General features: G+C 73.4%; 14 protein-coding genes. 8 read left to right on the top strand and 6 right to left on the bottom strand.

Going from position 1 to position 18069, the window contains the following annotated elements:
- Window position 1: 1 nt before the first annotated feature.
- Together ACFVTF_RS31655 and ACFVTF_RS31650 are read right to left on the bottom strand one after the other, a co-directional pair.
- A complete protein-coding gene (locus tag ACFVTF_RS31655) occupies window positions 2-682 on the bottom strand; it encodes an ABC transporter ATP-binding protein (protein WP_387817659.1) in 681 nt (226 codons plus the stop codon).
- Window positions 679-1755 carry an ABC transporter permease gene (locus tag ACFVTF_RS31650; RefSeq protein ID WP_387817658.1) on the bottom strand — a complete coding sequence of 359 codons (1077 nt, stop codon included), beginning with the start codon at window positions 1753-1755 and terminating at the stop codon, window positions 679-681. The genes ACFVTF_RS31655 and ACFVTF_RS31650 overlap by 4 nt, the downstream gene beginning before the upstream one ends.
- 164 nt (window positions 1756-1919) lie before the next feature.
- Between ACFVTF_RS31650 and ACFVTF_RS31645 the strand changes: the two genes are divergently transcribed.
- From ACFVTF_RS31645 to ACFVTF_RS31635, 3 genes are all read left to right on the top strand, one after another.
- The gene (locus tag ACFVTF_RS31645) at window positions 1920-3119 is read left to right on the top strand and encodes a sensor histidine kinase (RefSeq protein ID WP_387817657.1); all 1200 of its coding nucleotides are present in this window, start codon (window positions 1920-1922) and stop codon (window positions 3117-3119) included.
- Between the two features lie 86 nt (window positions 3120-3205).
- A complete protein-coding gene (locus ACFVTF_RS31640) occupies window positions 3206-3865 on the top strand; it encodes a response regulator transcription factor (protein ID WP_387817656.1) in 660 nt (219 codons plus the stop codon).
- 47 nt (window positions 3866-3912) lie between these two features.
- A complete protein-coding gene (locus ACFVTF_RS31635) occupies window positions 3913-4938 on the top strand; it encodes a nitronate monooxygenase (RefSeq protein ID WP_387817655.1) in 1026 nt (341 codons plus the stop codon).
- Window positions 4939-4955: 17 nt separating this feature from the next.
- On the opposite strand, the gene ACFVTF_RS31630 is transcribed toward ACFVTF_RS31635, so the two are convergent.
- A complete protein-coding gene (locus ACFVTF_RS31630) occupies window positions 4956-6425 on the bottom strand; it encodes an aminopeptidase P family protein (RefSeq protein WP_387817654.1) in 1470 nt (489 codons plus the stop codon).
- 214 nt (window positions 6426-6639) lie between these two features.
- Between ACFVTF_RS31630 and ACFVTF_RS31625 the strand changes: the two genes are divergently transcribed.
- The 5 genes from ACFVTF_RS31625 to ACFVTF_RS31605 are packed head-to-tail and all read left to right on the top strand — an operon-like array spanning window position 6640 to window position 12351.
- A complete protein-coding gene (locus tag ACFVTF_RS31625; protein WP_371516286.1) occupies window positions 6640-8391 on the top strand; it encodes an ABC transporter substrate-binding protein in 1752 nt (583 codons plus the stop codon).
- Window positions 8392-8404: 13 nt separating this feature from the next.
- Entirely contained in the window at window positions 8405-9361 is a 957-nt protein-coding gene (locus tag ACFVTF_RS31620) for an ABC transporter permease (RefSeq protein ID WP_371516285.1), read from the top strand.
- Between the two features lie 31 nt (window positions 9362-9392).
- Complete coding sequence (locus ACFVTF_RS31615) at window positions 9393-10379, top strand: ABC transporter permease (protein ID WP_371516284.1); 987 nt, start codon at window positions 9393-9395, stop codon at window positions 10377-10379.
- On the top strand, window positions 10379-11377 hold the full coding sequence (locus ACFVTF_RS31610) for an ABC transporter ATP-binding protein (protein ID WP_387817653.1): 999 nt from the start codon (window positions 10379-10381) through the stop codon (window positions 11375-11377). The genes ACFVTF_RS31615 and ACFVTF_RS31610 overlap by 1 nt, the downstream gene beginning before the upstream one ends.
- Window positions 11374-12351 carry an ABC transporter ATP-binding protein gene (locus tag ACFVTF_RS31605; RefSeq protein WP_387817651.1) on the top strand — a complete coding sequence of 326 codons (978 nt, stop codon included), beginning with the start codon at window positions 11374-11376 and terminating at the stop codon, window positions 12349-12351. The genes ACFVTF_RS31610 and ACFVTF_RS31605 overlap by 4 nt, the downstream gene beginning before the upstream one ends.
- Before the next feature lie 295 nt (window positions 12352-12646).
- On the opposite strand, the gene soxR is transcribed toward ACFVTF_RS31605, so the two are convergent.
- The 3 genes from soxR to ACFVTF_RS31590 form a co-directional block, all read right to left on the bottom strand.
- Window positions 12647-13138, bottom strand: coding sequence for a redox-sensitive transcriptional activator SoxR (gene soxR / locus ACFVTF_RS31600; protein WP_387817649.1), 492 nt, complete (start codon window positions 13136-13138; stop codon window positions 12647-12649).
- A 279-nt stretch (window positions 13139-13417) separates the two neighbouring features.
- Complete coding sequence (locus ACFVTF_RS31595) at window positions 13418-15778, bottom strand: immune inhibitor A domain-containing protein (RefSeq protein ID WP_387817648.1); 2361 nt, start codon at window positions 15776-15778, stop codon at window positions 13418-13420.
- Between the two features lie 160 nt (window positions 15779-15938).
- Complete coding sequence (locus ACFVTF_RS31590) at window positions 15939-18029, bottom strand: prolyl oligopeptidase family serine peptidase (RefSeq protein ID WP_387817647.1); 2091 nt, start codon at window positions 18027-18029, stop codon at window positions 15939-15941.
- Window positions 18030-18069 lie beyond the last annotated feature (40 nt).

Raw genomic sequence — 18069 nt, 5'->3', positions numbered from 1 at the left:
GTCAGGCGGCCGCCGGGACGGTCAGGCGGCCGTCGTGGACTTCGGCGATCTGGTCGACGGCCGTCAGGTGGGTGCGGTCGTGGGTGACCAGGACGGTGGCGGTGGCGCGGCGGTGGGTGAGGTCGGTGATGAGGTCGAGGACGGCGGCGCCGCGTTCGTGGTCGAGGGCGCTGGTGGGTTCGTCGACCAGCAGGACGGTGGGGTCGTTCATCAGCGCGCGGGCGATGTTGACGCGCTGGCGCTGACCGCCGGAGAGCTGGTGCGGGCGGCGGGCGGCCTGGTCGCGCAGGCCGACGGCGCCCAGCAGGTCCAGGGCCCGGGGGAGGGCGGTGCGCGGGGAGCGGCCGTCCAGGTGGGCCATCACCTGGAGCTGTTCGACGGCGGTGAGCGAGGGCAGCAGGTTGGCCTGCTGGAAGACGATGCCGATCCGGGTGCGGCGCAGCGCGGTGAGTTCGGCGCGGCCGAGGCCGGTGGTGTCGGTGCCGTCCAGCACCACCCGGCCGGAGTCCGGGGTGATCAGGGTGGCGGCGACCGCCAGCAGGCTGGACTTGCCGGAGCCGGACGGGCCGACGACGGCCGTGATGGAGCCCTTGGGGACGGTCAGCGACACGTCGTCCAGCGCCGTGAGCCGGCCGTCGCCGTCCGGGTAGGTGAGGGTGATGCGGTCGAGGGTCAGGCTCATCGGGCACTCCCCAGGGCGGTCAGCGGGTCGACGGAGGTGATCCGGCGGATGGACAGGGCGGCGCCGACCGCGCCGAGCGCGATCATGACGGCGGCGGGCAGCAGCAGGGTGGGCGCGTCGAGGACGAAGGGGACGGCGGAGCGGATCAGCGCTCCGGCGCCCAGGGCGAGCGCGGTGCCGACGGCGGTGCCGAGCACCAGCAGCAGGACGGCCTGGCCGAGGGCGTCGCGCAGCAGGTAGCGGGTGGAGGCGCCGAGGGCCTTGAGCACCGCGACGTCGCCGCTGCGCTGGATCGTCCAGACGGTGAAGAAGGCGCCGATCACCAGGGCCGAGATGGCGAACAGGAAGCCGCGCATCAGCTGGAGCGAGCCGTTCTCGGAGGTGTAGGAGCCGATCGCGGCGAGGGAGTCGTCGCGGGTGAGGGTCTCGGTGCCGTGGCGGGCGTCGGCGCCGTGCAGGTCGGCGCCCTTGGCGGTGGTGAGCGCGATGACGGTCGCGTGGCCGGAGCCGCCGGGGACGGCCTGCTGCCAGTCGGTGAGGCTGGTCCAGATCACCGGGGTGTGGCTGTACGCGGCGTCGCCGTCGACGGCCGCGACCTGGAGGCGGTGGCCGGCCAGGGTGAAGTCGGCGCCGGGGGCGAGGTCGCCCAGGTTCTTGGCGGCGGTCTTCGACAGGACGGCCTGGCCGGGGGCGATCCGGGCGCCCTGCGGGGCGAGCGCGGAGCCGTCCGGGACGCCGAAGGCGGACAGCGCCGTGGTGCGGGTCCCGGCGGCGGCCTTGGTGGTGGTGATGCCCAGCGGCTGGGCGGAGGTGACGCCCGGCTCGGCCGCCCAGGCCTGCCACTGCCCGGGGGTGACCTGGGAGTCGGTGAAGGAGAGCTTCTGCCCGTCGGCGGGCTTGCCGAACACCAGGTGGTCGGCGGACAGGCCGGTGATCGCGGAGATGTTCTGCCGGCCGAGTCCGGCGGTCAGTCCGGACAGCAGACCGACCAGTACGGTGATCAGCACGATGACGGTTCCCATCAGGGCGAACCGCCCCTTGGCGAACCCCAGATCCCTCCAGGCGACGAACACGGTGGGCCTTCCTGCTGAACGAGTGATTCCGACGCTTCCACCGTCCCGGAGAAGGGGCCCCGCGGGCATCGCACCGCGGATTGCATCCTCGGCATCAAAGGGCAGAAGCGGAGTTCAACCTTTTGATTGATGCCGGGGCCCGGTTCGGAACCTAGGCTGGACTGATGGCGACCGAACGATCCCGCACCACCCCCGTCGCCCGCGTCCTCCAGGTCTGCCTGCACCTGCTCGTGGCGGGCCTGCTCGCCCTGGCCGTCGCCCGCGCCGTCGTCGGCCGGGACGGCGACCCGGTGTCCGTCGCCGCCGCGGCCACCGCGATGGCCGCCGTGTACGCCGTCGGGCCCCGGCTGGCCGCCGTCCGCCGCTCGCGCCGGGCCGCCGCGCTGTGGCTGGCGCTGCTCGGCGTCACCTGGGTGGGCGTGCTGATCGCCACCCAGGACGGGGTGTGGCTGGCGTTCCCGCTGTACTTCCTGGAACTGCACCTGCTCGGGCGGCGCGGCGGCCTCACCGCCGTCGGGCTGACCGCCGCCACCGCCATCGCCGCCTGGTCCTGGCACCAGCACACCTTCAGCCTGCCCGCCGCGATCGGGCCCGCGCTCGGCGCGGCCGTCGCCACCGCCACCGTGCTCGGCTACCAGGCGCTGTACCGGGAGAGCGAGGAGCGCCGCCGGCTGATCGACGAACTCACCGCCGCCCGCGCCGACGCCGCGGCCGCCCACCACACCGCCGGGGTGCTCGCCGAACGCGAGCGCCTCGCCCGGGAGATCCACGACACCCTCGCGCAGAGCCTCAGCTCCATCCAGCTGCTGCTGCGGGCCGCCCAACGGGCCCTGCCGGAACGCACCGAGGCCGCCTCCGGGTACGTCGAGCAGGCCCGGCAGGCCGCCCAGGACAGCCTGGACGAGGCCCGGCGGTTCGTCCGCGCGCTCACCCCGCCCGCGCTCGACGGCGACCCGCTGCCGGTCGCGCTGGAACGGCTGTGCGCCACCACGGCGGCGCACAGCGGCCTGCCGGTGAAGCTGCACGTCTCCGGGGACCCGGTACGGCTGCCGGTGCCGCAGGAGGTCGCGCTGCTGCGGATCGCGCAGTCCGCGCTCGGCAACACCGTCCGGCACGCGCACGCCTCGCACGCCGAGGTGACGCTCAGCTACATGGAGGGCGAGGTGGCGCTGGACGTGTTCGACGACGGGGCCGGCTTCGACCCGGCGGCGGTCGCCGGGCGCAGCGGAGGGGACGGCGGGTTCGGGCTGCCGTCGATGCGGGCCCGGGCGCGGGCGCTCGGCGGCACCTTCACGGTGGAGTCGGCGCCCGGCGGGGGCACGGCGCTCGCGGTGCAGCTGCCGGTGACGGAGGGCGGGGCGTGAACGGGCGGAGCGAAGGCGGGCAGGGAGAAGGCGGGCGGGGAGAAGGTGGGCGGGGCGTGAACGGGCGGAACGAGGGAGGGCAGGGCGTGAACGAGCGCAGTGACGGCGGGAGCGGCGCGGTGATCCGGCTGCTGCTGGCGGACGACCACCCGGTGGTGCGGGCCGGGCTGCGGGCCGTCCTGGAGGGCGAACCGGACTTCACCATCGCCGCCGAGGCCGCGACCGCCGAACGGGCCGTCGAACTGGCCGCGGCGGGCGGGGTCGACGTGGTGCTGATGGACCTCCAGTTCGGGCCCGGCTCGGCCATGAACGGCGCCCAGGCGACCGCCGCGATCACCGCCCGGCCGGGCGCGCCCCGGGTCCTCGTCGTCACCACCTACGAAACCGACGCCGACACCCTGCCCGCGCTGGAGGCCGGCGCCACCGGCTACCTGCTCAAGGACGCCCCGCCGGAGGAACTGGCCCAGGCCGTCCGGGCCGCCGCCGCGGGACGCTCGGCGCTGGCGCCCAGCGTCGCCGACCGGCTGCTGGAGCGGATGCGGACGCCGGCGGCGGCGCTCAGCGCGCGGGAGACCGAGGTGCTGGGGCTGGTCGCGGACGGGCTGACCAACCAGCAGATCAGCCAGCGGCTGCACCTGAGCCAGGCCACGGTGAAGTCCCATCTGGTGCACGTCTACACCAAGTTGGCGGTGGACTCGCGGACGGCGGCGGTACGGGCGGCGCGCGGGCGGGGGCTGATCCGCTGAGCGTAGGGTGGGCCGGGTTCGAACCGTTCCCGGAGTGGAGGACCCCGATGGCCGTGCGTCTCGATGAACTTTCCGTGCCGGTGATCGGCGCGCCGATGGCGGGCGGGGCGTCCACCCCGGAGCTGGTGGCGGCGGTGAACCGGGCCGGCGGGCTGGGGTTCCTCGCCGCCGGGTACCGGAGCGCCGCCGCGATGGCCGAACAGGTCGCGCTGGTCAGGGAGTTGACCGGTGGGCCGTTCGGCGTGAACCTGTTCGTCCCGGCCCCGCCCGGCGATCCGGCGGCCGTCGCCGCCTACCGGGAGCGGCTGCGGCCCGAGGCCGAGCGGTGGGGCGTCGCGCTGCCCGAGGAGATCGGGCCGGACCGGGACGACTGGGAGGCCAAGCTCGCCGTGCTGCTGGCGGAGCCGGTCCCGGTGGTCTCGTACACCTTCGGCCTGCCGACGCCGCAGGAGGCGGCGGCGGTCCGGGCGGCCGGGTCGTTCCAGGTCGGCACCGTCACCACGGCCGCGGAGGCGCGGGCGGCGGAGGCGGTCGGGATGGACGCGCTGTGCGTGCAGGGCCCGGAGGCCGGCGGGCACCGCGCCACCCACCGGATCGGGGACGAGCCCGGCGACGTCCCGCTGCTGGAGCTGCTGCCCGCCGTCCGGGCGGTGACGGCGCTGCCGCTGATCGCGGCCGGCGGGCTGGGCGACGGCCCGGCGGTCGCGGCGGCGCTGCGGGCCGGGGCGGCGGCGGTGCAGCTGGGGACGGCCCTGCTGCGCGCCGACGAGGCCGGCACCTCGGCCGCGCACCGGGCGGCGCTCACCGAACTCCCGGAGACGGCCGTCACCCGGGCCTTCACCGGCCGCCCGGCCCGCGGCCTGCGCAACGCCTTCATCGACCGCCACGGTCCGTACGCCCCGCCCGCCTACCCCGAGGTGCACCACCTCACCCAGCCGCTGCGCGCCGCCGCGACCCGCCGCGCCGACCTCCAGTCCATGCACCTCTGGGCCGGCACCGCCCACCGGAAGACCCGCACGGGCCCGGCGGCGGACCTGATCGCGGAGCTGTGGGCGGCGGCACGGGCGGTGTGAGCGGCCGCCCCCCGGGCTCAGCTGAGGAGGTCGGCCATCCAGGATTCGATGGCGGGGGCGGTGCGGGGGAGGGCGTGGGACATGAGGTGGGCGCCGTCGGGGGTGATGACGAGGTCGTCCTCGATGCGGATGCCGAGGCCGCGGAGTTCGAGGGGGAGGGTTTCGTCGTCGGGCTGGAGGTAGAGGCCGGGTTCGACGGTGAGGACCATGCCGGCTTCCAGGGTGCCGTCGAGGTAGCGGTCGGCGCGGGCCCTGGCGCAGTCGTGGTAGTCGAGGCCGAGCATGTGGCCGCTGCCGCAGAGGGTGTAGCGGCGGTGGAGGCCGTTGTCCTCGGCGAGGGACTGTTCGGCGGGGATGCGCAGGACGCCCCAGTCGGCGAGGCCTTCGGCGATGACCCGCATGGCGGCGTTGTGGAAGTCGCGGAAGCGGGCGCCGGGGCGTAGCGCGGCGATGCCGGCGCTCTGGGCGGCGAGGACGAGGTCGTAGGCCTGCCGCTGGACGGGGGTGAAGGTGCCGCTGAGCGGGAGGGTGCGGGTGATGTCGGCGGCGTAGAGGGTGTCGGTTTCGACGCCGGCGTCCAGCAGGAGCAGGGAGTTCGGGTCGAGGGCGCCGTCGTTGCGGATCCAGTGCAGGACGCAGGCGTGGGCGCCGGAGGCGGCGATGGTGGTGTAGCTGGTGCCGTTGCCCTCGGCGCGGGCGCGCAGGTCGAAGACGCCCTCGATCCAGCGTTCGCCGCGGGGGTGGCGCAGGGCGGTGGGCAGGGCGCGGACGACGTCCTGGAAGCCGGTGACGGTGTGGTCGACGGCGAGTTGCAGCTGGTCGATCTCCCAGGTGTCCTTGACCAGGCGCAACTCGGCGAGGACGGCGGCGAGTTCGCCGTCCCGCGTGGTGTGGGCGCCGGGGCGTCCGGTGGCCTCGTCGACGAGGGGGTCGGCGCCGGCGAGGACGCGGGTGGGCGGCTGGGGGCCGGCGAGGAGTTTGTCGAGGTCGTCGAGGTGTTCGGTGCGCAGTCCGGTGAGCGCGGCGGCTTCGGCGAGGTCGGGGCGGCGGCCGACCCAGAACTCGCCGTAGCGGCGGTCGCGGTAGAACTCGGTGCCGTTGGCGTGCTGCCGGCCGCGGGGGGAGCGGGGGCGCAGGTACAGGACCGGCTCGTGGCCGTGGGGGCCGGTCGGTTCGAGGACGAGGACGTGGTCGGCCTGGTCCTCGCCGGTGAGGCCGGTGAGCCAGGCGTAGGCGCTGTGCGGGCGGAAGCGGTGGTCGAGGTCGTTGCAGCGGACCTTCAGCCGGCCGGAGGGGACGATCAGCCGTTCGCCGGGGAAGGCGTCGGAGAGGCGGGCGTGGCGGCCGGGGAGGCGGTCGTGGCCGGGGGCGCGCTGGTCGGCGGGGAGGGGGGTGGCGGCCCAGCGGGTGCCCATGAAGGCGTCGAGGGCGGGGGAGACGGGGAGGTCGTGGCTCCCGGTGTTGAGGCCGGTCTGGCGGAGGGGCACCGGTGAACTCCTAGGTGGGGCGGTGGTGGTGTGGCCTGGACACAGCTCGGTAACGGGGGGCGTCACCTCTTGTGCAGTGCAATTTCACATTACTATGTTACGGGTCACACCGCGGAGCGGCCAGATCTCGAAGGTCGCCTCCCGGTCGGGTCCCGGACCACCTCCCGGGGCGGACCACGGGCTTCACGGCAGGCCCCCCACAGCGGAGTTGCACATGACCAGGCGCACCCACGCCGCCCTCGCGGCGGCCCTCGCGGCGACCCTCACCCTCGGCCTCGGAGCCTGCAAGAACGACAAGAGCGACAGCGGCACCGGCGCCGCGGCGGGCAGCACCAAGGGCCCGGGGGCGGAGTCCGGGTCGATCGTCGGCGGCACCCCGGTCAAGGGCGGCACCCTCACCGTCCTGTCCAACCAGGACTTCGCCCACCTCGACCCGGCCCGCAACTGGACCATGCCGAACATGGACTTCGGCATCCGGCTGCTCTACCGCACCCTGGTCACCTTCAAGGCCGAGCCGGGCGCCGCCGGCAGCGAGCTCGTCCCCGACCTCGCCACCGACCTCGGCCGCTCCTCCGACGGCGGGAAGACCTGGACCTTCACCCTCAAGGACGGCCTCAAGTACGAGGACGGGACGCCGATCAAGTCCGCCGACGTCAAGTACAACGTCGAGCGCTCCTTCGCCCCGGACCTCACCGGCGGCCCCGACTACGCCCAGCAGTACCTGGCCGGCGGCGAGAACTACAAGGGCCCGCTGAACGGTGAGCACCTGGCCAGCATCGAGACCCCGGACGAGAAGACCGTCGTCTTCCACCTGAAGCGCCCGGTCGCCGAGTTCTCCTCCACCGCGACGCTGCCGACCTTCGCCCCGGTGCCGCAGTCCCAGGACAAGGGCACCCAGTACGACCTGCGGCCGTTCTCCTCCGGCCCGTACAAGATCGAGACCTACGACCGCGGCAAGCAGCTGACGCTGGTCCGCAACACCAACTGGGACCAGTCCACCGACCCGGTCCGCAAGGCCTACCCGGACAAGATCGTCGTCGTCGAGGGGCTCAAGGCCGGCCAGATCGACGACCGGATCATCGCGAGCGAGGGCGAGGACGCCTCCACGATCGAGTGGGCGACGCTGCGCCCGGAGTCCATCTCCAAGGTGCTGCCGAAGCCGGACGTGAAGAGCCGGCTGATCGCGGAGCAGCAGGGCTGCACCGACATGCTCTACCCCAACACCTCCAAGGCGCCGTTCGACGACCCCAAGGTGCGCGAGGCCCTGATGTACGCGGTGGACCGGGACGCCCAGGTCACGGCGTTCGGCGGCCCGGCGACGGCCGACGTGGCCACCTCCTACCTGCCGCCCGCGCTGACCGGCGGCACCAAGCAGGACACCCTGAAGATCGCCCCGACCGGCGACCCGGAGAAGGCCAAGCAGCTGCTCAAGGAAGCCGGCAAGACCGACCTCAAGGTCTCGCTGACCGTCTCCTCCGGTGACAAGACCCGGGCCGAGGCCCTCCAGCAGTCGCTGGCCAAGGTCGGCATCCAGGTCACCATCACCACCGCCGACCCGTCGGTCTACTACGACACCATCGGCGACACCAAGAACGCGCCCGACCTCGCGATCCTCGGCTGGTGCCCGGACTACCCGTCGGGTGCCACCTTCCTGCCCCAGGTCTTCGACGGCCGCACCATCAAGGAGAAGGGCAACCAGGGCAACGTCGAGCAGTTCCGCGACCAGGCCACCTCGGACCGGATCGACCAGATCAACGCGATGAGCGACATCACCGAGGCCAACAAGGCCTGGATGCAGCTCAGCGACGACCTGCTGAAGAAGGCGCCCACCGTGCCGCTGCTCTGGTTGCGCCGCCCGCTGCTGGCCGGCACCAACGTGGCCGGCGCCTTCGGCCACCCGGTCTGGACCGGCCAGTGGGACTTCGCCACCATCGGCCTCAAGGACCCCTCGAAGAGCAAGGGCTGAGGGGCCGTCCACGATGAGCACACGCACTGAGCCCGCCGCGCCGGTCGCGGCGGCGGGCCCCGCGAAGGCCGCCGGCCGCGGGCCGTGGCGGCTGGTCTGGGACCAGCTGTGGGCCAGGGGCTCGGCCCGCTTCGGCCTGGTCACGGTCGCCCTCCTGGTCCTGCTGACCGCCCTGGCCGGACCGCTGAGCGCGCTCGGCGGCTGGACCCCCGACGAGTTCGACAAACGCGCGATCGACCCCTACCTCGGCGGCCTGCCGATCGGCGACTTCGGCGGGATCGGCACCCGGCACTGGCTGGGCGTCGAACCCGCGACCGGGCGCGATCTGTTCGCCCGGGTCCTGCACGGCGGCCAGACCTCGCTGCTGATCGCGTTCACCGCCACCGTGCTGGTCGTGGTCGCCGGCACCCTGACCGGCATCGCCGCCGGCTACTTCGGCGGCCGCACCGACGCCGTGCTCTCCCGGCTGATGGACCTCACCATGTCCTTCCCGTCCCTGATCTTCATGATCTCGATGATGTCGGTGGCCAAGGACGTCAACCGGATCCTGCTGATGACCCTGGTGATCGGCCTGTTCGGCTGGCCCGGCATCGCCCGGGTGGTCCGCGGCCAGACCCTCTCTCTCAAGCACCGCGAGTACGTCGACGCGGCCAAGGTCGGCGGCGCCCGCTCCTGGCGGATCCTCACCCGGGAGATCCTGCCGAACGTCTCCGGCCCGATCATCGCCTACACCACGCTGCTCGTCCCCGGCATGATCGCCACCGAGGCCGCGCTCAGCTACCTCGGCGTGGGCGTGCGCCCGCCGACCCCGTCCTGGGGCCAGATGATCGCCGAGAGCATCGTCCACTACGAGACCGACCCGACGTACTTCCTGATCCCGACGGTCTTCCTGTTCCTCGCCGTGCTCGCCTTCACCCTGCTCGGCGACGCGCTGCGCGACATCCTCGACCCCCGGGGAGGCCGGTCGTGACCCTCTCCCCCGACCCCCGAGGAGGCCGGCCGTGATCCTCTACCTCGGACGCCGACTGCTCGCCGCGGCCGGCATCCTGCTGGCCGTCTGCGCGATCACCTTCACCATCTTCTACCTGCTGCCCTCCGACCCGGCGGTGGCCGCCTGCGGCAAGACCTGCAGCCCCGAACGGGTCGCCGAGGTCAAGACGGCGATGGGCCTGGACAAGCCGGTCTGGGAGCAGTTCGCCACCTACCTCACCGGCATCTTCGCCGGGCGCGACTACGGCAGCGGCGCCAGCGCCACCCACTGCGGCTTCCCCTGCCTCGGCTACTCCTACGAGTACTCGCTGCCGGTCTGGGACCTGCTCACCGACCGCCTGCCGGTCTCCGTCTCGCTCGCCATCGGCGCGGCCGTGCTCTGGCTGGTCCTCGGCCTGGGCGCCGGCGTCACCTCGGCGCTGCGCAAGGGCGGGCTCACCGACCGGACGCTGATGGTGGCGTCGGTCGGCGCCGCGTCGCTGCCGGTCTACTTCACCTCGATCATGCTGATCTGGGGCGTCGTCCGGACGGCCGGCCTGCTGCCGTACCCGGCGTACCACGCGTTCACCGACGATCCGTTCGCCTGGGCCTCCAACCTGCTGCTGCCGTGGATCGCCCTGGCCCTGCTGTACGCGGCCATGTACGCCCGGCAGAGCCGCAACTCGATGATCGAGGCGATGGCCGAGCCGTACATCCGCACCGCCCGGGCCAAGGGACTGCCGCCCGCCACCGTCGCCGTCAAGCACGGGCTGCGCTCCGGGATGACGCCGATCCTCACCATCTTCGGCATGGACCTCGGCGGCCTGCTGGCCGGCGCCGTCATCACCGAGTCCATCTTCGGCCTGCCCGGCGTCGGGCGGCTGTTCTACGACGCGCTGGTCCGCTCCGACCAGCCCGTCATCCTCGGCGTCACCCTGCTCGCGGCCTCCTTCATCGTCGCCGCGAACCTGCTGGTCGACCTGCTCTACGCGTACGTCGACCCGAGAGTGAGGTACTGATGACTCTGTTGGAGGTCGACGACCTCAGGGTCTCCTTCGACACGCCCCGGGGCGTCGTCCGGGCGGTGGACGGCATCTCCTTCGCCGTCGAGGCCGGGCGGACCCTCGGCCTGGTCGGCGAGTCCGGCAGCGGCAAGTCCGTCACCTCGCTCGCCGTCATGGGCCTGCACCGCGGCGCCGCCGTTACCGGCTCGATCCGGCTCGACGGGATGGAGCTCAACGGGCTCGGCGAACGGGAGTTGGGCACCGTCCGGGGCCGCCGGATCGCGATGATCTTCCAGGACCCGCTGTCCAGCCTGCACCCCTTCTACACCGTCGGCGAGCAGATCGCCGAGCACTACCGGGTGCACTTCAAGGCCAACCGCAAGGCGGGCCGCGCGCGGGCGGTCGAGATGCTGGCCGAGGTCGGCATCCCGGAGCCGGCCCGGCGGGTCGACGAGTACCCGCACCAGTTCTCCGGCGGCATGCGCCAGCGCGTCATGATCGCCATGGCCCTCGCCTGCGAGCCCGAACTGCTGATCGCCGACGAGCCCACCACGGCCCTCGACGTCACCGTCCAGGCGCAGATCCTCGACCTGATCGCCCGCATCCAGCAGGAGCGCGGCCTCGGCGTCGTCATGATCACCCACGACCTCGGCGTGGTCGCCCGGGTCGCCCACGAGGTGCTGGTCATGTACGGCGGCCGGGCCGCCGAACAGGCCTCGGTGGACCGGCTGTTCGCCACCCCCGGGCACCCGTACACCCGCGGCCTGCTGGACTCGCTGCCGCGCCTGGACGACACCGACGACGCCCCGCTGCGGGCCATCCCCGGCAGCCCGCCGTCGCTGATCGCCCCCGCCCCCGGCTGCTCCTTCGCCCCGCGCTGCGCCCGCACCGACGCCGCCACCGCCGAGGAACACGCCCGCTGCCTGGCCGAACGACCCGAGCTCGGCCCGCTCGCCCCCGGCCACCAGGCCGCCTGCCACCTGCCGCTGGTGCCGGAAGGAGCCCGGCCATGACCGAAACCCTGTTGTCCGTGAGGGACTTGGTGAAGACCTTCCCCGGCCGACGCGGGCGCACCGGCCGCGCCGGCGCCCCGGTCCGGGCGGTCGACGGCGTCAGCTTCGACGTCGGCAAGGGCGAGACGCTCGGCCTGGTCGGCGAGTCCGGCTGCGGCAAGTCCACCACCGGGCGGATGATCGTCCGGCTGCTCGACCCGACCTCGGGCACCGTCACCTTCGACGGCACCGAGATCGGCGGGCTCTCCCAGGCCCGGCTGCGACCGCACCGGCGGCACCTGCAGATGGTCTTCCAGGACCCGTACTCCTCGCTCAACCCCCGGCAGACGGTGGCCCGGATCATCTCCGAGCCGCTGATGCTCCAGGGGGCGGGCGCGGCCGACGCGCGCAAGCGGGCCGGCGAGCTGATGGAGCTGGTCGGGCTGATCCCCGAGCAGATCGACCGCTACCCGCACGAGTTCTCCGGCGGCCAGGCGCAGCGCATCGGCATCGCCCGCTCGCTCGCCACCTCGCCGAAGCTGGTCATCGCCGACGAGCCGGTCTCCGCGCTCGACGTCTCCATCCAGGCCCAGGTGGTCAACCTGATGGAGCGGCTCCAGCAGGAGCTCGGCCTGGCGTACGTGTTCATCGCGCACGACCTCTCGGTGGTCAAGCGGGTCTGCGACCGGGTGGCGGTGATGTACCTCGGGCGGATCGTCGAGATCGGCGACAAGGCCGAGGTGTACGGCAGCCCGGCGCACCCGTACACCAGGGCGCTGCTGTCCGCCGTCCCGCTGCCCGACCCGGCGGCGGAGCGCGCGCGGGAGCGGATCGTGCTGCTCGGCGACCCGCCGAGCCCGGCGAACCCGCCGTCCGGCTGCACCTTCCACCCGCGCTGCCCCAAGGCGCAGGAGATCTGCCGCACGGACCGCCCGCTGCTGCAGATCGCCGGGCCGGGCAGCCGGGAGGCGGCCTGCCACTTCCCGGAGGTCTGATTCCCGGAGGTCTTCGGGGAGCGACCGAGCCCGGCTGAGGCCGGGCACACAGAGCCGCCGTACCGCCCAGTTGCCCCCACGCCGGGCGGTACGGCACCCAACGGGCGAGGGACGCGATCCCTCGCCGCAGACGCCCGGTCGGGCGCGGCGGGGAACCTCACGAGGGCCGCGTCCGACCGGGTTCCGCCGTGTTCACGGTCGGGCCGTTCTCGCGGTCCGGACGTTTTCGCGGTCGGGCCGTTTTCGTGGTCGGGCTGTTCTCATGGCCCCGGCCGCTTTCGTGGCCCGGCCGTTCTCACGGTCCGCCCGGCCCGCTCGCCTCGCCCGCCTCGCCCGCCGTGCCCGGCAGCAGCCGGCGCGGGCCGGGCCCCTCGGCGGCCAGTTCGTCCCCGGGGTTGAGCACCCGGCAGCGGCGCAGCGACACGCAGCCGCAGCCGATGCAGCCGGTCAGCTCCTCCTCCAGCCGCTCCAACTCGGCCCGCCGGGCGCGCAGTTGTTCGGCCCAGCGTCGTGAGATGCGGTCCCAGTCGTGTTTGCCCGGCATCCGGTCCTCGGGGAGCCCGGTGAACACCTCGGCCACCTCGGAGAGCGGGATGCCGAGCCGTTTGGCGACCAGGATGAGCGAGATCCGGCGCAGCACGTGCCGCCGGTAGCGGCGCTGGTTGCCCGGCGACCGCTCGGAGGAGATCAGCCCCTGGTCCTCGTAGAAGCGCACCGCCGAGGTGGCGATCCCGGCCCGCCGGGCCACCTCGCCGACGCTCAGCAGGTCGACCGGTGCGGTGTCCATGCCTGCTCCTCGACTCCTCGGCCTCTTGACTTCTTGACTTCTTGACTTCTTGACTTCTTGACTTCAAGTCCTGTTGAAGATCCAGCGTACCGGACGTGGCCGTACCGGTTGCTGCGCAGAGCGTTACCGACCGTGCTGAGCAGGATGGTTGCCGGCTGGAGCCGGTGCCGAAAGGCCTCGCCGGAGGTCGGGGTGAACCCGTTCTCCGGGTGCGGCGAGACCCATGAGCCGGCCCCGGGCCCCTTTTCGTCGGGGGCCCGGGGCCTTCGCCGCGGGTTCCTACGAGGCCGGGCCGACCCGGACGGTGGTGATCCGCCCGCCCTGGGACTCCCGGACGACCTCGATCCTGGTGTTGGTGTCCGGGACCTTCACCGCGAGCTGCGGGAGGGCCGGGTCGGTGTACGTGCCGGTGTGGTCGTTGAAGACCGGGACGGCCGGCTCGGACGGGATCCGCACCGCGACGCCGCCCTTGTGCAGGGTGAACGCCGTGGTCGGCTTGAGCGAGAACGGCGCGTCGTAGGTCTGCGCCCGCCCGTTGACCAGGGTGCCGTCGGCGAAGCGGACCGCCGCCGGGTGGGCGTCGATCGGCAGGATCAGCCCGCCGCCGGGGTGGTCCTTGGTGTTGTTGTCGCCGTACGCGGTGTCCCACAGCCAGAGCAGGACGCCCTCCTGGTACGGGTAGGTGTCGACGACGTCGGCCTTGCCCGCGACGCCGCTGTACCCGAAGTTGTACGGGCCGGTCTTCAGGAACGCGCCGTAACCGGTGTAGCGGCGGTTCTCGGCGAGGTAGGCGCGCGGGTGCTGCTTGACGGCGGTGCGGCCGGTGATGACGGTGAAGCCGGTGGCGGTCCAGCCGTTGGCGCCGTTCTCGGCGCCGTCGGCGAAGAGCTCGGTGCCGCCGGCGGTGATCCTGACGGCGTCGACGAGCACGCCCCGGCCGTGGGTGTTGTTGTCCGAGGTGACGTGGAAGCGCAGCCGGACCTGCCGGCCGAGGTAGCCGTCCAGCGGGATGTGCAGCTTCCGGTAGGTGCCCGAACTGCCGCTGAGACCGGGGGTGTTGGCGCTGGTGTTGCCGATCGGCGCGCCGTCGACGGTGCCGCCCAGGGCCGTCCAGTGCTTGCCCTGGTCGGTGGAGGCCTCGACGGTGAGGAAGTCGTAGTCCTGCTCGGTGTCGTACCAGGCGGCGGCGTCCAGGGCGGCCGGGCCGGTGGTGGTGCGCAGGTCGACGTCCCGGCTGAGCGAGTTGTCGAGGTTGTCGCCGGTGTCGCTCCACCACTGCCTGGCGCCCTCGTACGGGTCGGCGAGGTCGGTGCTGGTGGTGCTGTCCGGCAGGTGGACGAGCAGCGCCTGGGCCTGGTCGGTGTTGTAGCCGCTCACGCCGAGGGCGTGGCTGGACCGGGTGGCGGCCTGCGCCTCGTCGTAGTCGAGCCAGCCGAACTGGAGCTTGCTCCAGGCGTCGAGGTCGCCGGGGTAGCCGCCGGTGGTGTTCGGCCCCTTGCCGAGGTAGGAGCCGGAGGACATCAGCGACCAGAAGTTGACGCTGTTGTCGCCGCCGTTGGTGCTGTACAGGTCGGGCAGGCCGAGGTTGTGGCCGTACTCGTGGGCGAACAGGCCGACGCCGCTGTTCTCGCCGGCCTGGACGTAGTCGTAGACGTAGAGGCCGGTGTCGCCGACCGGTGCGCCGCCGATCTTGTTGCCCTCCGGGCCGGTCTGGCCGGTCGCGTCGGGGAAGGTCCAACTGCGGTGCGCCCACAGCGCGTCGGCCCCCTGGGCGCCGCCGCCCCAGGTCTCGTCGACGCCGGCGTGCACCACGATGACGTTGTCGAGGTAGCCGTCGGGCTGGTTGAACTCGCCGGTCTTGGTGTGGTCGTAGCGGTCGTAGACGTCGTACTGGGCGAGCTGCGCCTTGATGTCGGCCACGCTGCGGCCCTTGGCGATCTCGCCGTCGTACCAGGCCTTGACGGCGTCCCGGATGAACTCCTGCCCCTGTGTCCAGGCGCCGGAGCCCTGCGGGCCCTTGTTGCTGCCGTAGCGGGCCTCGTTGTACGGGACGGTGACCCAGTCGCTGACGGTGCCCTGGACGTCGTAGCGGCCGGAGGACTGGGTGCGGTAGTAGTTGCGCATGGACACGGCGCCGGGCGTGTCGTCGAAGAACATCTTCCGGTAGTAGTCGCGGCTGAAGTCCGGCTCCCACAGCGTGTGGTTGTCGCCCTTGCCCGGCTTGGGGATCTGGTCGTGGCGCGGGCCGGGGGTGCCGCCGTAGCGGGGCTGGCCGTTGTACTGGGTGGTGTTGTCGACCTGGTCGCCGAACTGGGCGAGGATCACGAAGACCTTGTCCGTGCGCTGGTGCGCCAGTTGGACGTAGTCGTTGCCGACCTTCACCTTGGCGGGGGCCCGCTTGCCGGCGGCCTTGGCGACGGCGCCCTGGTTGAGCTGTTCCAGGGCCTTGGTGCGGAGCGCCTGGCGCTCGCGCTCCTGGGGGGCGAGCGGCGCGGGCGGGGCTTCGGCACCCTGCTCCGCCGGGGCGGCGGCGATCGTGGCGGGGGCGGGGGCGGCGGCCTGGGCGGGGGTGCCCAGCAGGGTGGCGGCTATCGCGCTCGTGGTGAGCGCGGCCGCGAGAGCGGCGGACAGTCTGCGCAACTGACCGGTCCTTTCGGGGGGATGGGGTCTCGGGGTGGGAGTAATCGTCTGGTGAAGCGCAGGTAATATTTCACATGTCACGGGTCACGTGGAAGAGGTGGAGGCAAGGCGAAGGGCGCCGCACCACCGGTGCGACGCCCCTTGTCCGGAATCCGGCGAATCAGCCCAAGGATGCCCGCAGGAAGGCGAGTTCGGCCTGGGTGACCTGCTCGTTCACTCCGCCCGGGGTCATGTGGGTGACGCCCGGCAGCGGCAGCACGCTGTGCGGCCGGCCCGCCTTGGTGAGCGCCTCGGAGAGCAGCAGGGTGTGCGAGGGGTGGACGTTGTCGTCGGCCAGCCCGTGGATCAGCAGCAGCGGCCGGGTCAGCCCGGGCGCGTCGGTGACCAGGCAGTCGTCGGCGTAGCCCTCCGGGTTGTCCTGCGGCAGCGCGAGGTAGCGCTCGGTGTACGCGGTGTCGTAGTGCCGGAAGTCGGTGGGCGGGGCGCCCGCGCAGGCGGCGTGGAAGACGTCCGGGCGGCGCAGCACGGCGAGCGCCGCGAAGTACCCGCCGTACGACCAGCCGCGCACGCCGACCCGGCCGAGGTCGAGGTCGGGGTGCTGTCCGGCGAGCGCCTGCAGGGCGTTCACCTGGTCGTCCAGCGCCACCTGGGAGAAGCGGCGGAAGATCGCCCGGGTGAACTCCGGCGAGACGAACGGGGTGCCGCGGTTGTCGGTGGTGACGACGGCGAAGCCCTGGTCGGCCCACCACTGGCGGAGCTGCCAGCGGCGCGGTTCGGTCGCCACGGCCTGGAAGCCGGGCCCGCCGTAGACGTCCAGCAGCACCGGCAGCCGGCGGCCGGGGACGTGGTTGCGCGGGTACACCACGGCGGTGGGCAGGCCGAGTTCGGTGACCCGGGCGAGCCGTGGCCGCACCCGGTAGGGCAGGGCGGCGCTCAGATCGGTGAGCGGCAGCGCGGGGCCGTCGGGCGAGGCGTCGAGCGAGCCGTCGCGCAGCAGTCGGCGCCGGATGCCGTCGGCGTCGGCGGTGGTGAGCAGCAGGGTGCGGCCGGCGGCGAGTGCGGAGTGCACGCCGGGGCCGGTGGTGACGGGTTCGGGTGCGCCGCCGTCCGGGTCGACCAGGTGGACGTACTGGTCGGCCGGGTCGCCCTGGCCGGTCTCGCAGAGCAGCCGGCCGTCCAGCTGCCCGACCACCCGGCGGATCTGGAGCCCGGTGGTGTCCAGCGGCTTGCCGTCCAGGGCGAGGCCGCGGGCCTGCGGGGTGTCGTGGGCGGTGAGCAGTCGGCCGTCGGCCAGCCGGGCGGGGGTGCCGGGCAGGTCGTCGACCCAGAACTCATCGGTGGTGCGGGAGAGTTCGCGGGTCTCGCCGGTGGCCGGGTCGGCGGTCAGCAGCAGGACGTGCTGCTGGAGCCGGTCGGCGACGGTGAGCAGCAGCTCCTGGTCGGAGGCCCAGGTGGCGGCGCAGAGGTACGGGAACGCGGCGGCGTCCCAGCGGAGCCGTACCCGGCTGCGGTCGAGGCCGAGCACCCAGAGCTGGACGTCCGCGTTGGGGCCGCCGGCCTGCGGGTAGGCGAAGTCCTCGGCGGGCTCGCCGGGGTGGGCGGGGTCGGCGAAGTAGCGCCGGGGGAGGGCGGATTCGTCCACCCGGGCGGCCAGCAGCGCGCCGCCGTCGGGGCGCCACCAGTGGCCGCGGGAGCGGCCGAGCTCCTCGGCGGCGGCGAACTCGGCGACGCCCCAGCGGGCGCCGTCGGCGGGGGAGAGCGGTTCGAGGTCGGGGGTGACGTACAGGATGTCGTCGGCGACGTAGGCGACGCGTTCGCCGGTGGCGTCCGGCCGGGGGTCGAACGCGGGCCCGGCGACGGGCAGTTCGGTGCCGGTGCCGGTGGCGGTGTCGATCCGGAACAGCCGGCCGTCGAGGACGAGGACGGCGGTCGCGAGGTCGGCGGTGGCCGCGTACGTGCCGATGCCGGCGGCGACCAGGCGGGTGCGTTCGCGCAGCCGTCGTTCGACGGCGGGCAGGTCGTCGCGGCGGCCGGCGCGTCCGGGGGAGAGGACCGCCGGATCGGCCACGAGCCGTTCCTCGCCGGTGGCGGTGTCGAGCAGGTGGAGGCGGTCGACCGGATCCTCGGAACCGGTCGAGCGGAGCAGCAGCAGCCGGGTACCGTCCTCGGCGAGGGTGAACGCGCGCGGCGCACCGAAGGTGAACCGGCCGGTGCGGGCGCTGAGCGACAGGAAGGGGTCGGTGATGGTCACGGCCCGATCGTCGTCTCGGGGCACGCCACCCGACCAGTAC

The sequence above is a fragment of the Kitasatospora sp. NPDC057940 genome (genome assembly GCF_042887425.1).
GTDB lineage: Bacteria > Actinomycetota > Actinomycetes > Streptomycetales > Streptomycetaceae > Kitasatospora.
The sequence above is the reverse complement of the archived record's forward strand: the minus strand, read 5'-3'. Positions and strand labels throughout refer to the sequence as shown.